Consider the following 16,468-nt stretch of genomic DNA (forward strand, 5'->3'; position numbering starts at 1 on the left):
AACAAAGGAGGCGGTAAAAGGTTCGTTGGGGCGCGGCTAATACGGCCACAGCGCAGACACCGCGCAGTGCACGCACTGCGCCGCGCATGCGTGCTCGTTCACAAACAGTTGGAATCAGTCGTTGAATAGATCGTTTCGGACAACTTGAATCCGGCCCGACTGGCGGCGCGAGGGCCTCGTGCTAACCTCGATTCGAGTCGAAACGACCACCGGAATGCGGAGAAACCGATGACAACGCACGCTACCGATGATCTCGCGTCTTCCACGACCGCGAACGGCGCGAAGGCGCGCATGCGCGTCGCGGTGGTGATCGCGACCAAGGGGCGGCCAACCGCCACCGCATGGGTCGTGCGTCTGCTCGCGCGGCAAACGGTGCGCCCGGATCAGATCATCCTTTCGGGCAGCAGCGCAGACGACATCGGACCTTACGATGCCAACGGTCTGCGCGTGAACGAAATCATCGGCACCGCGGGTTCGAGCGTGCAGCGCAATCGCGCGCTCGACGCGCTTGCGCCGGACATCGACGTCGTGATTTTCCTCGACGACGACTTCGCGCCCGAGTGTCACTGGATCGAGCTGTGCGTGGAGCTGTTCGAGCGCGATGCGAATCTCGTGGGCTTTTCCGGCCGCACGCTGCGCGACGGCGCGAATACGCAGCCGATCGCATGGGAAGAGGCCATTGCGCTCGTGGACGGTGCGCAAGCCGAAGTGATGCGGCGTCCGCCGCTGCGGCCCTGCGTGGAGCTGTATGGCTGCAACATGGCGTGCCGCGCGCAGGCCATCGCCGATCTGCGCTTTGACGAGCGTCTCGTGCTGTACGGCTGGCTGGAGGACAAGGACTTCTCGCGGCGCCTCGCGCGCCGGGGCGGGGTCGTGTACTGCGACTACCTGCTGGGCGTGCACCTCGGGCTACGAGGCGGGCGCGTATCGGGCCGGCGCTTCGGCTATTCGCAGGTGGTCAACGCGATGTACCTGTGCAACAAGGGTGTGATGTCGCGCAAGGAAGCGACCAGCAACATCCTGCGCGCGCTCAGCATGAACTGCGTGAAGTCGGTGCGCCCGGAGGCGCATCTCGACCGGCGCGGCAGGCTCATCGGCAACGTGATCGGGATTGCCGATCTGTGCATCGGCGCGGTGCGGCCCGAGCGCGCCGAGAGGCTGTGAATTCACGCGCGGCGCAGCTTCGGGTAACCGCGCCGCGCGCGTCAAGGCCTGCTGCGCTCAGTTGCCCGAACCGCGTGCAATGCGACGCTGCTTCACCGCTTGCGCGAGCCCTTCGAGCACGCCCACGCTTTCGTCCCAGCCGATGCACGCATCGGTGATGCTCTGGCCATAGGTCAGCTCGCAGCCTTCCTTGAGGTCCTGGCGGCCCGCCACGAGGTGCGACTCCACCATCACGCCGACGATGCGCTCGTCGCCCGCCGCCACCTGGCGGCCGATGTCGGCGCACACCGGAATCTGGTTCTCGTGCTTCTTCGAGCTGTTCGCGTGGCTCGCATCGATCATGAGGCGCGCGGCCAGACCCGCCTTGCCGATATCGCTGCATGCGGCGTTCACGCTATCCGCGTCGTAGTTCGGCGTCTTGCCGCCGCGCAGAATCACATGGCAGTCCTCATTGCCTGCGGTCGAGACGATGGCCGAGTGGCCGCCCTTCGTCACCGAGAGGAAATGGTGCGGCTGCGAGGCGGCCTTGATCGCGTCCACGGCGATCTTCACGTTGCCGTCCGTGCCGTTCTTGAAGCCGACCGGGCACGACAGCCCCGAAGCCAGCTCGCGGTGCACCTGCGATTCCGTTGTGCGCGCACCGATCGCGCCCCACGAGATCAGGTCGGCGATGTACTGCGGGCTGATCATGTCGAGGTATTCGGTGCCCGCGGGCAGGCCCAGCTCGTTGATCGAGACGAGCAGCTCGCGCGCGGTGCGCAGACCGTCGTTGATCTTGAAGCTGTTGTCGAGGTACGGGTCGTTGATGAGGCCCTTCCAGCCCACCGTCGTGCGCGGCTTCTCGAAGTACACGCGCATCACGATCTCGAGCTCGTTCTTGAAGCGCTTGCGCTCTTCGACGAGCTTCTTCGCGTAGTCGACCGCGGCCTTCGTATCGTGAATCGAGCACGGCCCGATGATGACGATCAGGCGGTCGTCCATGCCGTGCAGGATGCGGTGCATGGCGCGGCGCGATTCGAAGATCAGCGTGGAGGCGGCTTCCGAGCAGGGGAACTCGCGGATCAGGTGAGCGGGTGGCGTGAGTTCCTTGAGTTCGCGAATGCGGACATCGTCGGTGTTGTGCGGGGGCATGGTCGTTTTCTCCTGATCCTGTGCGTAGCGTGCGTCGTTCGGACGGTGCTTCAAATTCGGTTAGATGAAGGTGCGGCTCGTAACTGTTGTCGAAACTGCGGGGCGAAAAAAAACCGCCAGGCTTGGCTGGCGGTTTCTCGTGTGTTCGGGGTCCTGCGCGTACTATCAACCCTCTCGATCCGCCAGCGGTCTGAGATACCAAAAGAAGTAAAAATAAAACTTCGTGGCGAACATGGCGGTCTTGTCTGAACGTTCGTTACGTCGAAAGGGTGATTGCCTTTATAACCCGGCCTTCTCGTGACTGGCAAGCGGTGTGCGGTAAAAAAGCGGACTATCTGCGCAAAAAATGATTCATGTGCAGAAAATCCGCACGGCGATGCGGAATTTCCGCATCGCCGTGCATGGAGTCCGCGCAGACAACGGTGCTTAAACCGTGCCGCCCACCGTCATGCGGTCGATGCGCAGCGTCGGCTGACCCACGCCCACCGGCACGCTCTGGCCCTCCTTGCCGCACACGCCCACGCCCGAGTCGAGGCGCATGTCGTTGCCGATCATGCTCACGTACTTGAGCGATTCCGGGCCGCTGCCAATGAGCGTTGCGCCCTTGACGGGGTAGGTGATCTTGCCGTTTTCGATCATGTAGGCTTCGGAGGCCGAGAACACGAACTTGCCGTTCGTGATGTCCACCTGGCCGCCGCCGAAGTTCACGGCATACAGACCGTTCTTCACCGAGCCGATGATTTCCTGCGGGTCCTTGTCGCCGTTGAGCATGTACGTGTTGGTCATGCGCGGCATGGGCAGCGCGGCGTACGACTCGCGGCGCGCGTTGCCCGTCACGGGCATCTTCATGAGGCGCGCGTTCAGCGAGTCCTGAATGTAGCCCTTGAGAATGCCGTCTTCGATCAGCGTCGTGCACTGCGTGGGGTTGCCTTCGTCGTCGATATTGAGCGAGCCGCGGCGGTTGGGCAGCGTGCCGTCGTCGACCACGGTCACGCCCTTCGCGGCCACCCGCTCGCCGATGCGCCCGGCGAACGCCGACGAGCCCTTGCGGTTGAAGTCGCCTTCGAGGCCGTGGCCGATCGCCTCGTGCAGCAGCACGCCGGGCCAGCCCGGGCCGAGCACGACGGTCATCGCGCCGGCGGGCGCCGGGCGCGCTTCGAGGTTCACGAGCGCGGCGTGCACGGCGTCGTCCACGTACTTCGACAGGATGTCGTCGGTGAAATAGGCGTAGTCGTAGCGGCCGCCGCCGCCGCCGTTGCCGATCTCGCGGCGGCCGTTCTGCTCGGCGATCACCGTGACCGACACGCGCACGAGCGGGCGGATGTCGGCGGCGAGCGCGCCGTCGCTGCGGGCGACGAGCACCACGTCGTACTCGCCTGCGAGCGCGGCCATGACTTGCGTGATGCGCGGATCGCGCCCGCGCGCCATCTCCTCGATGCGCTCGAGCAGCTTCACCTTTTCGGTGGCGTCGAGCGAGCTCAATGGGTCGGAGGGCAGGTACAGATCGCGGCCCGCAATGCCCGTGAGCGACTTCGCCACCTGGATTTTCTGCTTGCCGCCGCCGGCCCTGGCGATCGAGCGCGTGGCGATGGCGGCCTGGCGGATCGCTTCGGGCGAGAGGTCGTCGGAGTAGGCGAAAGCGGTGCGCTCGCCGGACACGGCACGCACGCCGACGCCCTGGTCGATGCTGAAGCTGCCCGACTTGACGATGCCTTCCTCGAGGCTCCAGGCCTCGCTGCGCGTGGTCTGGAAGTAGAGGTCGGCGTAGTCGATGCGATGCGTGAAGATCTCGCCGAGCGTGCGCGTGAGCACTGCCTCGTCGAGGCCGTAGGGCGTGAGGAGCAGGTCCTTCGCGGTCGCCAGATTGCGGATGCCGGGTTCGATGATGTTCATGCGCTCTGTGGGATCAACGATAAAGTCTGTCAATGGAGATTCGGGCGCGGTGCTGCGAAATCAAGCGCCTTAAACGGAGAACTCGCGTGGAATTCGATGGGGTTCATTCGCGGGGCCAGTCGTCGCGTGCGTTACGTGCATTGCGTGCGTCATGCGCAGTCGAGCACGCGGTGCCGCCACGCCGGAAGGCTCGCGCGCACGCTGGCGATGCGTTCGAGGTCGATGTCGCCGGCCACCACACCCGCGCCTTCGTCGCGCACGTCGACGATTTCGCCCCACGGGTCGATCAGCATGCTGTGGCCCCATGTGCGGCGGCCGTTCTCGTGTGTGCCGCCTTGCGCCGCGGCGAGCACGTAGCACTGGTTCTCGATCGCGCGGGCGCGCAGCAGTATCTGCCAGTGGGCGCGGCCCGTGGTGTAAGTGAACGCTGAAGGCACGACCATCAGTGCGCAGTCTCCCATGCGCCGGTACAGCTCGGGAAAGCGCAGATCGTAGCAGACCGACAGGCCGACCCGGCCAAACGGCGCCTCGAACGTGCGCACCTCGGCGCCGGGCCGGATCGTGCGCGCTTCGTCGAACGATTCAGCGCCTTTTTCGAAACTGAAGAGGTGGATCTTGTCGTAGCGCGCGCGCTCCTCGCCGCTCGGGTCGAACACGAGCGTGGTATTGAGCACGCGCGTTTCTTCGGGCGCATTCAGCGGCAAGGTGCCACCGATCACCCACACGTCATGGCGCCTCGCCGCATCGGCGAGAAAACGCTGAATGGGGCCGTCGCCGTGGGGCTCGCGGATCGCGAGCTTGTCGCTGTCCTTGTGACCCATGAAGCAGAAATATTCGGGCAGCAACACGAGGCGCGCGCCCGCGGCGGCGGCCTCGGCGATCAACTGGTCCGCTTCGGCGAGATTGCGCTCGCGGTCGGGCGTGCTGACCATCTGCAGCGCGGCGACGCGAAACGGGTCGAGGGAGGGAGCGCTCATCGGCAGATCTTGAATGGGTTCGGGGTGCATGGCGCGCATACCGCGTGCCCGTGGCGCGCAGCGCATCGGTGCGCAATCTAGTGCACCGCGGCCGGCGCCTGCGCGTCCATCTTACCCTGATCGCCATGCAGCCGCTCGACGTGCGGTTTGGCCCACGGGCCCGTGATCGCGAAGTCCATCGCGAACGCGTGCTCGAGCGTGTGCGAGAGCACGATGTCGCCGATCAGCGCGCCGAGGCCGAAGAGCGGATTGATGATGGCCGCAGCGACCACGCCCGCGCCCGCGCTGACCGTCGGCACCACGTGTACGCGCAGGTCCTGGGTTTCGTGCGCGAGGTCGACGCTGCCCGTCATCGTCGCGCGCCCGGGGGCGGTGACGAGCTTGAAATCGTTGGTGCTGCCGATGCCGTTCTGGATCTGCGCGGTGGCCGTCGCGCTCGTGAAGGGCAGGCCTTCGCCGATGATGTCGCGGAAGTCCGTCGTGAGGAAGCGCGCGAGGCTTTGCAGGCTCAGCACGCCGAGCAGCCTTGCCATGCCCGGATCGACCTTGAGGATCTGGCCGTGCCGCAGGTCGAGCGTAAGGTTGCCGTTGAGCGACGGGAAGTCGATGCGCGTGGGGCCGCCTTGCCATGCCAGGTTGCCCGAGAGCGTGCCCGAGCCGTTCTTGAGCACATGCGGCCGGCCGGCGCGTTGAAGCAGCGCACCGGCGTCCTTGATGTCGAGATGGAAGTCGAGCGCCGTGCGGCGCGGCGTGTGCATGCCGGCGGCGGCCGAGTCGTCGCTGGCTGCCGTGTCGCCCACCGCGCGCCAGTTTTCCGTGGCGGTGAGGTGCGCGTCCGGGTTGCTGATGTCGAGCTGGTCCAGCTGCCAGACCGGCACGCCGTTGTCGTCGAAGTTGTGCGCGTTCACCTGGAGGCGGCCGAGATCGCGGTCGCGCACGATGAGCTGGTTCACGACGAGGTCGATCGACGGCATGTTCTGCGCGGGCTGCGACATCGCCTGGCCGAGCAGGTCGTTTTCGGTGGCCGCGGGCACGGTGAGACGCGCGAGCCGCGCTTCGAGCGTGCCGGGCGCCCCCGGCACGGCGCCCGGCTTCCACGAGACGTGGCCCGAGACCTGGTTGGAGGCGACGTTGGCCTGCCATTCGTTGCCGCGCTCGCCGGTGCGCGACGCGCCGAGCACGACGTTCTCCCAGTGGCGCTTGAGCAGCGTGAGCATGCCGACGTGGACCGCGAAGCGCGACGGCAGGAACTGGCCGACCGCGCCGTTGGGCGCGAGCGGTGACGAGGCGGCGCTCGGCGCGGCAGCCGCGGTTGCCGATGCCGGGCTTTGTGGCGCGGCAGGCGCGGCGTTGGCCACGGCCGCTTCGGAGGCTGCGCCCGGCGCCGCGTTTTGATTTTGAGCCATCCGCTCGGCCGCTCTTTCTGCGGCGGTGCGCGGCGGGGGAACCGCCGCCCGGGCGCCGCTCGCCGCGCTCGCAGGCGTCGCGCCCTGGGCCTGGGCCGCCGCGCTCCCGCGCAGCTGCTGCACCACGGCGCGCCAGGCGTCGGCGTCGAAGGTGGGCAGGTCGACGGCCGCGGCCACGCCTTCCGAGGGCAGGTCGGCCGGGCGGTTCATGCCGATCGCACCGCGCACGACTTCCGGTACGTGACCCGGATGGCGGCGCATCACGTAGCGCGCGGCAAGCGGCCCGAGCGTGAGTTCTGCGTGTTCGAAGGCGGCGTCGTCGGCCTTGGCATCGGTGCCGACGGCGGATTCGGCGGGCGTGCCCGTGCCCGGCTGCAATTCGAAGCTCAGCGGCATCGGCGTGCCGGCCGCCTTGCCGAACGGCGCGGGCAGGTCGAGCGCGAGGCCCGTGAGATCGGCGTTGGCCTTCACGTCGGGCAGACGCCCGCGCTGGCCGGCCACCGAAAGCGAGTAGGGCGCCGCGCCCGACAGGCGCCCGAGCGCCGCCGCCGCCATGCCATGCAGGTTCAGCCCGCGCGCCGCATCGACCGCGACGTCGCCGGCTACGTCCACCTTGTAGTGCCCGTCGTCGCGCATGCCGCCGCTGGCGCGCAGATCGCCGCCGAGAAAACGCGCGGTGAGCCGCTCGACATTGGCGCTGTGGTTCGTGAAGCGTACCTGGCCGGTGAGGTTCGAAACGGGCGGCACGTTCTTCGTGGTGAGCGTGTTGTTCTCGAAGCCGATGGCGCCCGCGAGCTGCACCTTCGGCATCGGATGGCGCGGGATCGTGAGCTTGAGCGCGAGCGTGGACTGCCCCTGCGCACGCACCTTCGCGGTGGCGTGCTTCGAGATGTAGCCGATCGAGCTGTTGTCCGCGTAGTCGAGCAGGTCTGCGAGCGGCCCGCGCCCGCTCCCCTCGATCACGATGTCGGAACCCTTGACGCCCAGTTCCTCGATGCGGCCGCTCACGTTGCGCAGCACGAAGTTGCGATAGTGGCCGCGATCGACGTCGAAGCGCAGCTTGTTCTCGTGCAGCTTGAACATGCCGTCGATGCCGTCGAACGCCGGCCAGACGTTCGGCGCGCCGTTGCGCATCTTGCGCGGCGGGAACGGCGACGGGTCGAAGCGCCCGCCCGTGAACGGCGCGACGATGCGGAACTGGCCCGCGTCGGGGTCGCGCGAGTAGGGGAATTTGGTGAGGTCGCCGTGGACCTCGATCGTCGCGCCCTTCGAAAGGCCCGCCTGCAGGCCATGGCCGAGATAGATGCGCGTCTTCTCGCTGATGGCGGTGGGCAGGTAGCGCGGAATGGCCTTGACCTTGGCCTCGTCGAAATGCGCGACCAGGTCGAGCGCGCCGCGTCCCTTTCCGGGGTTGGTGTAGTGCGCGGTCATCTTCGCGCGCGCGTCGGCGTTCTCGATGCCGAGGCTCGCGACATCGACGGTGAACGCCTTCAGCCGGTTGCCGGGCTCGCGCTCGGCGGCCACGGTCCATTTGGCCGCACCGTAGAGCCGGTCGAACGTGAGGCGCGGATTGTCGAACACGCCGGGCAGCGTGATGGCGACGCTGTTCGTGTCGAGGTCGATGGTGCCGTGCGACTCGTCGGCGTCGATGTGCCCCCAGAGGTTCTCGACCCCCGGCAGGCCCGCGCGCGGGTGGCCGCGCGGCGTGAGTCCCGGTCCCGGCTCCTGCGCATTCATGCTGATGCCCTGCAGGTCGCCCTTGAAGCGATAGTGGGTGACCGGCTCGACGCTCGTGGAGCGTTGCTCGGCGGCCGCTTCGCCCGAGTCGGGCTTCGCACGCTCGAGCGCGAGATCGTAGTTCGCCACCAGCCCGCGCGGGTCGAAGCGCACGAGCGCGCCCTGCACGCGCCCGGGCAACGGCAGCGCGCGCATGAACTCGGCGAGGATGCCGAGATCGATCCGGTCGCCGCGCACGCTCATCAACTGGCCGTGCTGGAGCGTTTGCTGGCGAAAGCGCGCGTCGAGCGTCGTGAGCGCGAGCGAGCGCGTGAGCGGCGTGCCGTCGTCGAGCGGCGGCTGGCCCAGTTCGGCATGGAAGTCGCGCAGCTGGAGCGCGTAGTCGCCGGGCTGGATGCCCAGGCTCCAGTGGAAGCTCGCGACCGGCATGTCGAGCAGCGGCTGCGTGGGCCGCGTGCGCAACGATATGTTCGCGCCTTCCAGCGCGCCGCTCGCCTCGAGAATGCGTCCGTTCGAGAAGTGCGCCCAGATCGCGTTGTCGATACGCCCCGCGTAGGTGGCGATCGGGAAGTTGATGTAGCGCGCGAGCGTGGGCAGATCGACGGGGCCGGTCGAGAGATAGGTGTCGCCCGTCCAGCTGATCGGCTTGCCGGCCTGCGCGTAGTGCGCGTGCGTGAAGTGCGCGCGGAAGTCGAGCGGGCCGTGCAGCACGGTGCCCTCGGCCGGCGCCTGGAGCGCGACGCGGTGATCGTAGCCGTCGTTGAGGATCGCGAGGCGGATGTGCGAGAGCGCGAGGTCGGGCACGTCGCGCGTGGCGTCGTGCCAGCGCAGCGTGCCGCCGCGCAGCACGACGGCCTGCTGGCGCATGAGCCACGTCGTGAAGGTCGCGTTGCCCGTGTGTGCGGTGGGCACGGGCACGCCCGCCACGGTGAGTGTGCCGTCGTCCTCGCGCGCGAGGTGCACGTCGGGCTGTTCGACCACGATGCTCGAGAGCAGCGGTTCGAGCAGTACGACCGAGCGCCACGACACCGAGGCCGTGGCGTGCGGCACGTCGAGCGCGATGTTGCCGTGGCGGTCGCGAATCGTCAGATCAGTGACGTCGATGCCTGGCTGGAAGCCCGACCAGTGCGGCGCGAGCTTGCCGATGCGGAACTCGGCGTGAATCTTCGAGGAGACGAGCTGCTCGATGCGCGGCCGGAAGTTGTCCACGTACGGCAGCACGACGTAGCGCAGCCCGAGCAGCAGGACCGAGACGATGAAATACAGGACGAGCGCGAAGATCGCCAGCACGCGCAGCGTGTGGCGCAGGACCGGGTGATGATGGTGCGGACCCCCTGGCTCGGTAGCCTGGCTGGCATGTCCAGATTGGGGTAGGCCGGCGTGATCGTTTCGCTCGGACATGCTGCGGCGGGTGGGGTATGGTAGCGTTGCGTTCTAACGACGAAATGTATCACAGAGGGCCGTCAGAAGGCCCATCCGGGGAAGCCGGGATGGCCACGCGGCGCGTGACACGCATGATTTTTCGCACTGCAGTGGCGGCTATGCCGGATGCATCGGTGAGGCGGCCCGCGAGACCAGGCGGGCGATGTGTGCGTGGCACCAGGCGAACCCTCGCAGTCGAGCCACCGGTATCGGCATCGTCATCGTCACACTGGCAACGTCATCAACCCAGGCGCGCGCAACGTAACAACGGCGAACAGCGGGCCTTCCCGGCAAGCAGCACTTCATGACCGACATCCCTCTTCTGAGTTCCAGCTACTCCCGCTACGCAGCACGTGCTTACGCCGCGCGCCCTGGCCTCGCGGCGCAGGTCGAGGCGCTGGCCGCCGCGCCGCTCTCGCGCGAACGCATCGTCGCGCGGCTCGACGCGTTGAGCGAGCAACTGCTCACCGCAGCAAACGCCGCACCTGGCGCGCTGCTCAACGACGAGCAGCTGAAGACAGTCCTGCGCCAGCTGCGCGTGGAAGTGATCTGCGCGGTGATGGAGCGGGACCTCGGCGGCGTGGCCGACGTCGCAGAAGTGACCGGCAGCATGACCGATCTCGCCGAAGTCACGATCCAGCGCGCGCTCGCCTGCGTGAGCGCCGACCTCGAGACGCTCTTCGGCGAGCCGCGCGGCCCGGGCGGCGAGCGCCTCACGCTCGGCGTGGTGGGCATGGGCAAGTTGGGCGGGCGCGAGCTGAACGTTTCGTCCGACATCGACCTGATCTTCGTCTACGAGGACGACGGCGAAACCACGGGCGGGCAACGCTCGGCCATCGCCACGCAGGACTACTTCACGCGCGTGGGCAAGCGCCTGATCGCCGCGCTGAGCGACGTGACGGCCGATGGCTTCGTGTTTCGCGTGGACATGCGCCTGCGTCCGAACGGCGACTCCGGGCCGCTCGTCTGCAGCCTCGGCATGCTCGAAGAGTACTTCTACGTGCAGGGCCGCGAGTGGGAGCGCTATGCGTGGATCAAGGGGCGGCTCGTTTCCGGGGACGAGAGCGACAGCGCGCTGCGTCTCGCACGCCAGCTCGAATCGCTCGTGAAGCCCTTCGTCTACCGGCGTTATCTGGACTTCGGCGTGATCAGCGCGATCCGCTCGCTGCACGTGCAGATTCGCCAGGAAGCGCAGCGGCGCGCCATGATGCGCCCCGACAAGGCCGACGACATCAAGCTCGGGCGCGGCGGGATTCGCGAGATCGAGTTCAGTGCCCAGGTTTTCCAGCTCATCCGCGGCGGCCAGGACGCGGGCTTTCGCGTACGCCCCACACTGGCCGTGCTCGGCTACGCCGCCGCGCGCGGACTGATTGCGCCGGAGGTGTGCGGCGAGCTCACGCGCGCCTACAACTTCCTGCGCGACCTCGAGCATCGCCTGCAGTATCGCGACGACGCGCAAACGCACGCCATGCCCGTCGACGCCGAAGAGCGCGCGGCGCTCGCGAAGTCGATGGGCTTCGCCGACTACGCCGCGTTGATGACGACGCTCGACGGCCACCGCGACAACGTCGAGCGCCAGTTCGTGCAGATCTTCTCCGACAAGATGGGCGGCGAGGGCGGCTGCGGCGCGTCCGAAGACGGCGCGGCGGCATGGGTCTGGAGCGGCGCGCTGATGGAAGAGGGCGCCGAAGACTCGTTGCTCGAACGTCTCGCGGAACTGGGTATCGACGATCCCGCACCGCTGCTCGCGCGCCTGCGCGGGCTCTGGCAGTCGTCGCGTTACGCGGGACTGCCCGAGAAGAGCCGCGAGCGCTTCGACAGCGTCGCGCAGCGCGCGCTCGAAGCCGCGCGTACGCTCGAGCCGCGCGAGCGCCGCGGCGACACGCTCGCGCGCATGTTCGACCTGCTCGAAGCCGTGATCCGGCGCGGCGCGTATCTCGCGCTGCTCTGCGAATATCCGGATGCGCTCAGCCGCGTGCTCAAGGTGCTGGGCGGCTCGCGCTGGGCGGCGGGCTATCTGATCCGCCATCCGCAACTGCTCGACGAACTGCTCGACGACGAGGCGGTTGCGTCGCCGTTCGACTGGCCCGAGTTTTCGCGCCTGCTGCGCGCACGGCTCGCTGCCGCCGCCGACGTCGAGCAGCAGATGGACCTGCTGCGCCACGCGCACCAGGCCGAGGTGTTCCGCATCCTGCTCAACGACCTGGCGGGGCGGCTCTCGGTGGAGCACGTGAGCGACCGGCTCTCGGAGCTTGCCGACGCCGTGCTCGACGTGACCATCGAGACCGTCTGGAAGCAGTTCGCCAAACGCCATCGCGAGGTGCCGCGCTTCGCGGCGATCGCTTACGGCAAGCTGGGCGGCAAGGAGCTCGGCTACGCGTCGGACCTCGACATCATCTTCCTGTACGAAGACGAGGACGAGCGTGCCTCGGAGATCTACGCGACCTTCGCGCGCCGCCTCATCACGTGGCTCACCACGGCCACCGGCGCGGGCACGCTGTTCGACGTCGATCTGCGCCTGCGGCCGAACGGCGAGTCGGGCCTGCTCGTGACCGACCTCGACGCGTTCCGCCGCTACCAGCTGCGCGAAGGGGATGCGGCGAACACGGCTTGGGTCTGGGAGCATCAGGCGCTCACGCGCGCGCGCTTCTCGGCCGGGGACACGGCCATCGGCCGCGCCTTCGAGGCGATCCGCGTGCAGGTGCTGACCACGCCGCGCGACGCCGCGCCGCTCGCGAGCGAGATCGTGGCGATGCGCCAGCGCGTGGAAGACGGCCACCCGAACCGCACCGAACTCTTCGACCTGAAGCACGACCGCGGCGGCATGGTGGACATCGAGTTTCTCGTCCAGTACTGGGTGCTGCTGCACGCGGCGCAGGATCCCGAGCTGATCCGCAACACGGGCAATATCGCGCTGCTGCGCGAGGTGTCGCGCTTCGGGCTCATGAGCGAGGAGGAGGCCGAGACGATAGGCTCGGCGTACCGGCTGTATCGCAAGCTGCAGCACCAGTTGCGGCTCGACGGCATGGAGAAGGCGCGTGTCGATCCGGCGCGTGTGGAGCGTGAGCGCGAGGCCGTGCTGGCGTTGTGGAAACGCGTGTTCGGGGAGCGGGGGCAGGCTTAGGGCCGCAGCAAAACCCTGGCCAGAACGTCCTTCAGGTCTCTGCGGGTGTCGACGATCAACTGGATATAGATCATCGGATCGTCGATCTCGTAGATGATGCGGTTCATGCCGCTTACTATCTGCCGATAGTTCGTAGAGCCCAGTTCCGCGAGCTCAGGAGGAACGTGCCCATTTCGGGGAAATGCCTCGACTTGTTCAATATCGCCGCGAATCTTCGCCGATGTTTCACGCCAGGCCTTCGGGCCGAATTTGGCGATCACGTAACGTCGAAAGTCTTGCATGTCGGTCCGCGCCGACTGGAGGAAGACGGCCTTCATGCAATACCGTCGTCCTTGTCCATCTGCTCCAGTTCAGTGAAAACATCACTCGCCGGAATGTAGCGACCGGCTTCGATATCCTTGCGCCCCAGCGTCAGAATCTTCAGGAGTGCTAACGTTTGTTGCATATCCTCGTAGGATTGTGCGTCCTGCACGACGACCCTGGCTTCACCGTTTTGGGTGATCAGCATCGGCTCGCCACTTTCCGTGATCTCGCGGACGATCTCAGCGGCGTGGCTCTTCAGATAGCTAATGGGCTTCACCTGGCTGGGCTTCATCTCCGTTCCTCGGGCTGGCATGTCTACAGGACTAAATATAGACCTAAATTCGGACTGATTGGAGGCGATATTTAGGGTGGTATCAACGAGGCAGGGAAGCTCAAGCCGCCAGCATCTCCTTCGCATGCCGCCTGGTCGTCGCGGTAATCTCCAGCCCGCCCAGCATGCGCGCGACTTCCTCCACCCGGCCGCCCCTGTCGAGCGGCGTGACGGCCGAGACCGTGCCGCCGTTGCCGTCGCCGGACTTCGCGACCTGGAAGTGGTGATCGCCGCGCGCCGCGACCTGCGGCAAGTGCGTGACGCACAGCACCTGGCGTGCGCGCCCGAGCTGGTGCAGCAAACGTCCCACCACTTCGGCGACGCCGCCACCAATGCCCGTATCCACTTCGTCGAAGATCAGGGTGGGCGTGGGGCTCGCCGCGCTCGCGATCACGGCGAGCGCGAGGCTGATGCGCGCGAGCTCGCCGCCCGAGGCGATCTTCGCGAGCGGGCGCAGCGGCACGCCGGCATGGCCCGCTACGCGGAATTCGATCTGTTCCAGACCATGGGCGCCGCCGATCGGCTCGCCGGTCGAGCTGCTGCCGAGCGCCACGAGCGCGACTTCGAAGCTGCCGCCGGCCATCGACAGTTCCTGCATGCCTTGCGTGACCGCCGCGCCGAGCGCCTTCGCCGCCTTGGCGCGCGCCTTCGAGAGCTGGCGCGCCTGCGCGAGATAGGCGTCCTGCGCCTTCTGCTCGGCGGCGCGCAGGCCGTCGAGATCGGATGCGGCGTCGAGCGCCGCGAGCTGCTGGCGGCGCGACGCGTGTTCTTCGGGCAGCGTCTCGGCCGGCAGTCGGAACTTGCGCGCCGTCGAATGCAGCGCGTCGAGGCGCCGTTCGACCTGCGCGAGATGCTGCGGATCGAGATCGAGACGCTGCGCGTAGTGCGAGAGCGAGTACGCCGCTTCCTGGATCTGGATCGCGGCCGGTTCGAGCGCGGCGAGCGCGTCGTTGAGCTCGGCGTCGACCTCGGCGAGAGAGCGCAGCTTCGAGACCATCGAGTTCAATTGCGAGAGCATCGCCTCGTCGGATTCGGATAACGCCGCGAGCGCGCCTTGCACGCCTTCGATCAGGTTGGCCGAGTTCGAAAGCCGCACGTGCTCCGCGTTCACTTCTTCCCATTCGCCCGGCTGCGGCGCGAGCTTGTCGAGTTCGGCGAGCTGCCAGGCGAGGCGCTCGCGCTCGAGCTGCAGCTCGCGGTCGCGCGACATGGCGCTTTGCAGGGCGAGACGCGCGTCGCGCGCCTCGCGCCACGCGCGCGTGACGGTGGCGGCGAGATCCGTGAGGCCGGCGTGCGTGTCGAACAGTTCGCGCTGCGCGTCGGGGCGCATGAGTAGCTGGTGCGCATGCTGGCCGTGGATGTCGACGAGCATTTCGCCCAGCTCGCGCAGTTGCGCGAGCGTGGCGGGCGTGCCGTTGATGAAGGCACGCGAGCGCCCGCCGCTGTCCACCACGCGGCGCATCATGACCGTGTGCTCGCCGTCGCCGTTCGTGAGCGCCTGCTCGTCGAGCCAAAGCGCGGCATGCGCGGGCACATCGAACTCGGCGGTGATGTCGGCGCGGGTCTCGCCCGTGCGCACCACGCTCGCGTCGGCGCGTGTGCCGAGCGTGAGGGCGAGGGCGTCGATCAGGATCGACTTGCCCGCGCCCGTTTCGCCGGAAAACACAGTGAAGCCGCTGTCGAATTCGAGGTCGAGCGCGGCGACGATCACGAAGTCGCGAATCGAGAGATGGCGAAGCATGGCGTCTGGTTCTGCTTTTTCTGGGTTGGCTTGGATTACCGTGGGACTGCTGGCTGCATGGCAACGGCCGCGCGCGCTTCACGCGAAGACGCGGGGTTAGTCCTCCGGATCGCCCTGCAGCGAGGGGTGCTCGTTCCAGTGCAGCTTCTTGCGCAGCGTGCGGTAGTAGCTGTAGCCGACCGGGTGCAGGAAGGGCACGGTGTGGCGCGAGCGGCGCACCTCGATCACGTCGTTCAGCTCCAGCGCCGTGAACGACTGCATGTCGAAATTCACGTTGACGTCGCGGCCCGCGACGATCTGGATGCTCACCTTGCAGTCATCGGGCAGCACGATCGGGCGGTTCGAGAGCGCGTGCGGCGCGATCGGCACGAGCACGATGCCTTGCAGCTGCGGATGCAGGATCGGCCCCTGCGACGAGAGCGCGTAGGCGGTCGAGCCCGTGGGCGTCGCGACGATCAGACCGTCGGAGCGCTGGTTGTACATGAAGCGGCCATCCACGTTCACGCGCAGTTCGGCCATGCCCGAAAAGCCGCTACGGTTCACGACCACGTCGTTGAAGGCAAGCGCGTGGTAAATCGGGTCGCCGTCGCGCGTGATGCGCGACTCCAGCAGTGAGCGCTCCTCGCGCTCGAACGAGCCGGCGAGCAGCTGCGGCACGACTTCCTGCATCTCGGAGAACGCGATGTCGGTAATGAAGCCGAGCCGCCCGTGGTTGATGCCGATGAGCGGCGTGCGGTAGGGCGCGAGCTGGCGGCCGATGCCGAGCATCGTGCCGTCGCCGCCGAGCACGACGGCCACGTCCGCGCGCGCGCCGATTTCGGCCGGCTGCAGCGCGGGATAGCCCTGCGCGCCAATTTCCTCCGCGGTCTGCGCTTCGAATACGACTTCGAAGCCGCGCTTCGAAATGGTCTGGGCGAGCGCCGTCAGCGGCTCGGCAATGCCTGGCGTATTGCTGCGCCCAACGAGCGCAACCGTCTTGAACTGGCTCTGGATCTTCTGGATCTGCATGCCGGCATTACACCATAGTCAGGTCACGAAAAGAACCTGGCGCAAGCCGGGCGCGGCCCGCCAGGCCTTGCGCGCTGCGCCCTTCAGCCCGAAGCCGGTGACACGGCGATGACACCGCGCCAGATACCGGGCGAGGGGGCGTGCGATGTGGCGTGCGATGTGGCGTGCAATCCGCCCGGCGACGGCGGCCGAAACCCGCCCCACCCCGCGCTGCAGGCCTGCCCGCCGGGC

At 67.6% G+C, this 16,468-nt stretch carries 10 protein-coding genes; 2 read left to right on the forward strand and 8 right to left on the reverse strand.

All coding sequences use genetic code 11. The annotated features are described in order from the left end of the window. Positions 1-228: 228 nt before the first annotated feature. Positions 229-1,164: a glycosyltransferase family 2 protein gene (locus AB4Y44_RS11840; RefSeq protein ID WP_368699628.1), complete on the forward strand. Its 936-nt coding sequence runs from the start codon at positions 229-231 to the stop codon at positions 1,162-1,164. A 57-nt stretch (positions 1,165-1,221) separates the two neighbouring features. Here AB4Y44_RS11840 and aroG read toward each other — a convergent pair whose 3' ends face one another. The 4 genes from aroG to AB4Y44_RS11860 form a co-directional block, all read right to left on the reverse strand. Beyond that, a complete protein-coding gene (gene aroG, locus AB4Y44_RS11845) occupies positions 1,222-2,295 on the reverse strand; it encodes a 3-deoxy-7-phosphoheptulonate synthase AroG (protein WP_342919306.1) in 1,074 nt (357 codons plus the stop codon). Positions 2,296-2,721: 426 nt separating this feature from the next. After that, entirely contained in the window at positions 2,722-4,188 is a 1,467-nt protein-coding gene (gene tldD / locus AB4Y44_RS11850) for a metalloprotease TldD (RefSeq protein ID WP_322030746.1), read from the reverse strand. A 149-nt stretch (positions 4,189-4,337) separates the two neighbouring features. Further along, the gene (locus tag AB4Y44_RS11855; RefSeq protein ID WP_368699667.1) at positions 4,338-5,171 is read right to left on the reverse strand and encodes a carbon-nitrogen hydrolase family protein; all 834 of its coding nucleotides are present in this window, start codon (positions 5,169-5,171) and stop codon (positions 4,338-4,340) included. A 71-nt stretch (positions 5,172-5,242) separates the two neighbouring features. Continuing rightward, entirely contained in the window at positions 5,243-9,709 is a 4,467-nt protein-coding gene (locus tag AB4Y44_RS11860; RefSeq protein WP_368699629.1) for a YhdP family protein, read from the reverse strand. A 325-nt stretch (positions 9,710-10,034) separates the two neighbouring features. On the opposite strand from AB4Y44_RS11860, the gene glnE reads away from it, so the two are divergent. Beyond that, positions 10,035-12,854 (forward strand): bifunctional [glutamate--ammonia ligase]-adenylyl-L-tyrosine phosphorylase/[glutamate--ammonia-ligase] adenylyltransferase, encoded by a 2,820-nt coding sequence (gene glnE, locus AB4Y44_RS11865; protein WP_368699630.1) that lies wholly within the window; start codon positions 10,035-10,037, stop codon positions 12,852-12,854. Here glnE and AB4Y44_RS11870 read toward each other — a convergent pair. The 4 genes from AB4Y44_RS11870 to AB4Y44_RS11885 all read right to left on the reverse strand — a co-directional run bounded on the left by AB4Y44_RS11870 (position 12,851) and on the right by AB4Y44_RS11885 (position 16,237). Continuing rightward, complete coding sequence (locus AB4Y44_RS11870; RefSeq protein WP_368699631.1) at positions 12,851-13,171, reverse strand: type II toxin-antitoxin system RelE/ParE family toxin; 321 nt, start codon at positions 13,169-13,171, stop codon at positions 12,851-12,853. The genes glnE and AB4Y44_RS11870 overlap by 4 nt on opposite strands. Further along, positions 13,168-13,449, reverse strand: a complete 282-nt coding sequence (locus AB4Y44_RS11875) for a type II toxin-antitoxin system Phd/YefM family antitoxin (RefSeq protein WP_069267792.1) — start codon at positions 13,447-13,449, stop codon at positions 13,168-13,170. Before AB4Y44_RS11875 ends, AB4Y44_RS11870 begins: the two co-directional genes overlap by 4 nt. 100 nt (positions 13,450-13,549) lie before the next feature. Then, complete coding sequence (gene recN / locus AB4Y44_RS11880) at positions 13,550-15,229, reverse strand: DNA repair protein RecN (protein WP_368699632.1); 1,680 nt, start codon at positions 15,227-15,229, stop codon at positions 13,550-13,552. Between the two features lie 96 nt (positions 15,230-15,325). Next, positions 15,326-16,237, reverse strand: a complete 912-nt coding sequence (locus AB4Y44_RS11885) for an NAD kinase (protein WP_028202022.1) — start codon at positions 16,235-16,237, stop codon at positions 15,326-15,328. Positions 16,238-16,468 lie beyond the last annotated feature (231 nt).

The sequence above is a fragment of the Paraburkholderia sp. BR10937 genome (assembly GCF_040965695.1).
Classification (GTDB): Bacteria; Pseudomonadota; Gammaproteobacteria; order Burkholderiales; family Burkholderiaceae; genus Paraburkholderia.

Bases quoted from the DNA above. Each gene is read 5' to 3' on its own strand.
- AB4Y44_RS11860 (WP_368699629.1), bottom strand. From the start codon at position 9,709: ATGTCCGAGCGAAACGATCACGCCGGCCTACCCCAATCTGGACATGCC.
- aroG (WP_342919306.1), bottom strand. From the start codon at position 2,295: ATGCCCCCGCACAACACCGACGATGTCCGCATTCGCGAACTCAAGGAA.
- glnE (WP_368699630.1), top strand. From the start codon at position 10,035: ATGACCGACATCCCTCTTCTGAGTTCCAGCTACTCCCGCTACGCAGCA.
- recN (WP_368699632.1), bottom strand. From the start codon at position 15,229: ATGCTTCGCCATCTCTCGATTCGCGACTTCGTGATCGTCGCCGCGCTC.
- AB4Y44_RS11870 (WP_368699631.1), bottom strand. From the start codon at position 13,171: ATGAAGGCCGTCTTCCTCCAGTCGGCGCGGACCGACATGCAAGACTTT.
- AB4Y44_RS11875 (WP_069267792.1), bottom strand. From the start codon at position 13,449: ATGAAGCCCAGCCAGGTGAAGCCCATTAGCTATCTGAAGAGCCACGCC.
- tldD (WP_322030746.1), bottom strand. From the start codon at position 4,188: ATGAACATCATCGAACCCGGCATCCGCAATCTGGCGACCGCGAAGGAC.
- AB4Y44_RS11840 (WP_368699628.1), top strand. From the start codon at position 229: ATGACAACGCACGCTACCGATGATCTCGCGTCTTCCACGACCGCGAAC.
- AB4Y44_RS11885 (WP_028202022.1), bottom strand. From the start codon at position 16,237: ATGCAGATCCAGAAGATCCAGAGCCAGTTCAAGACGGTTGCGCTCGTT.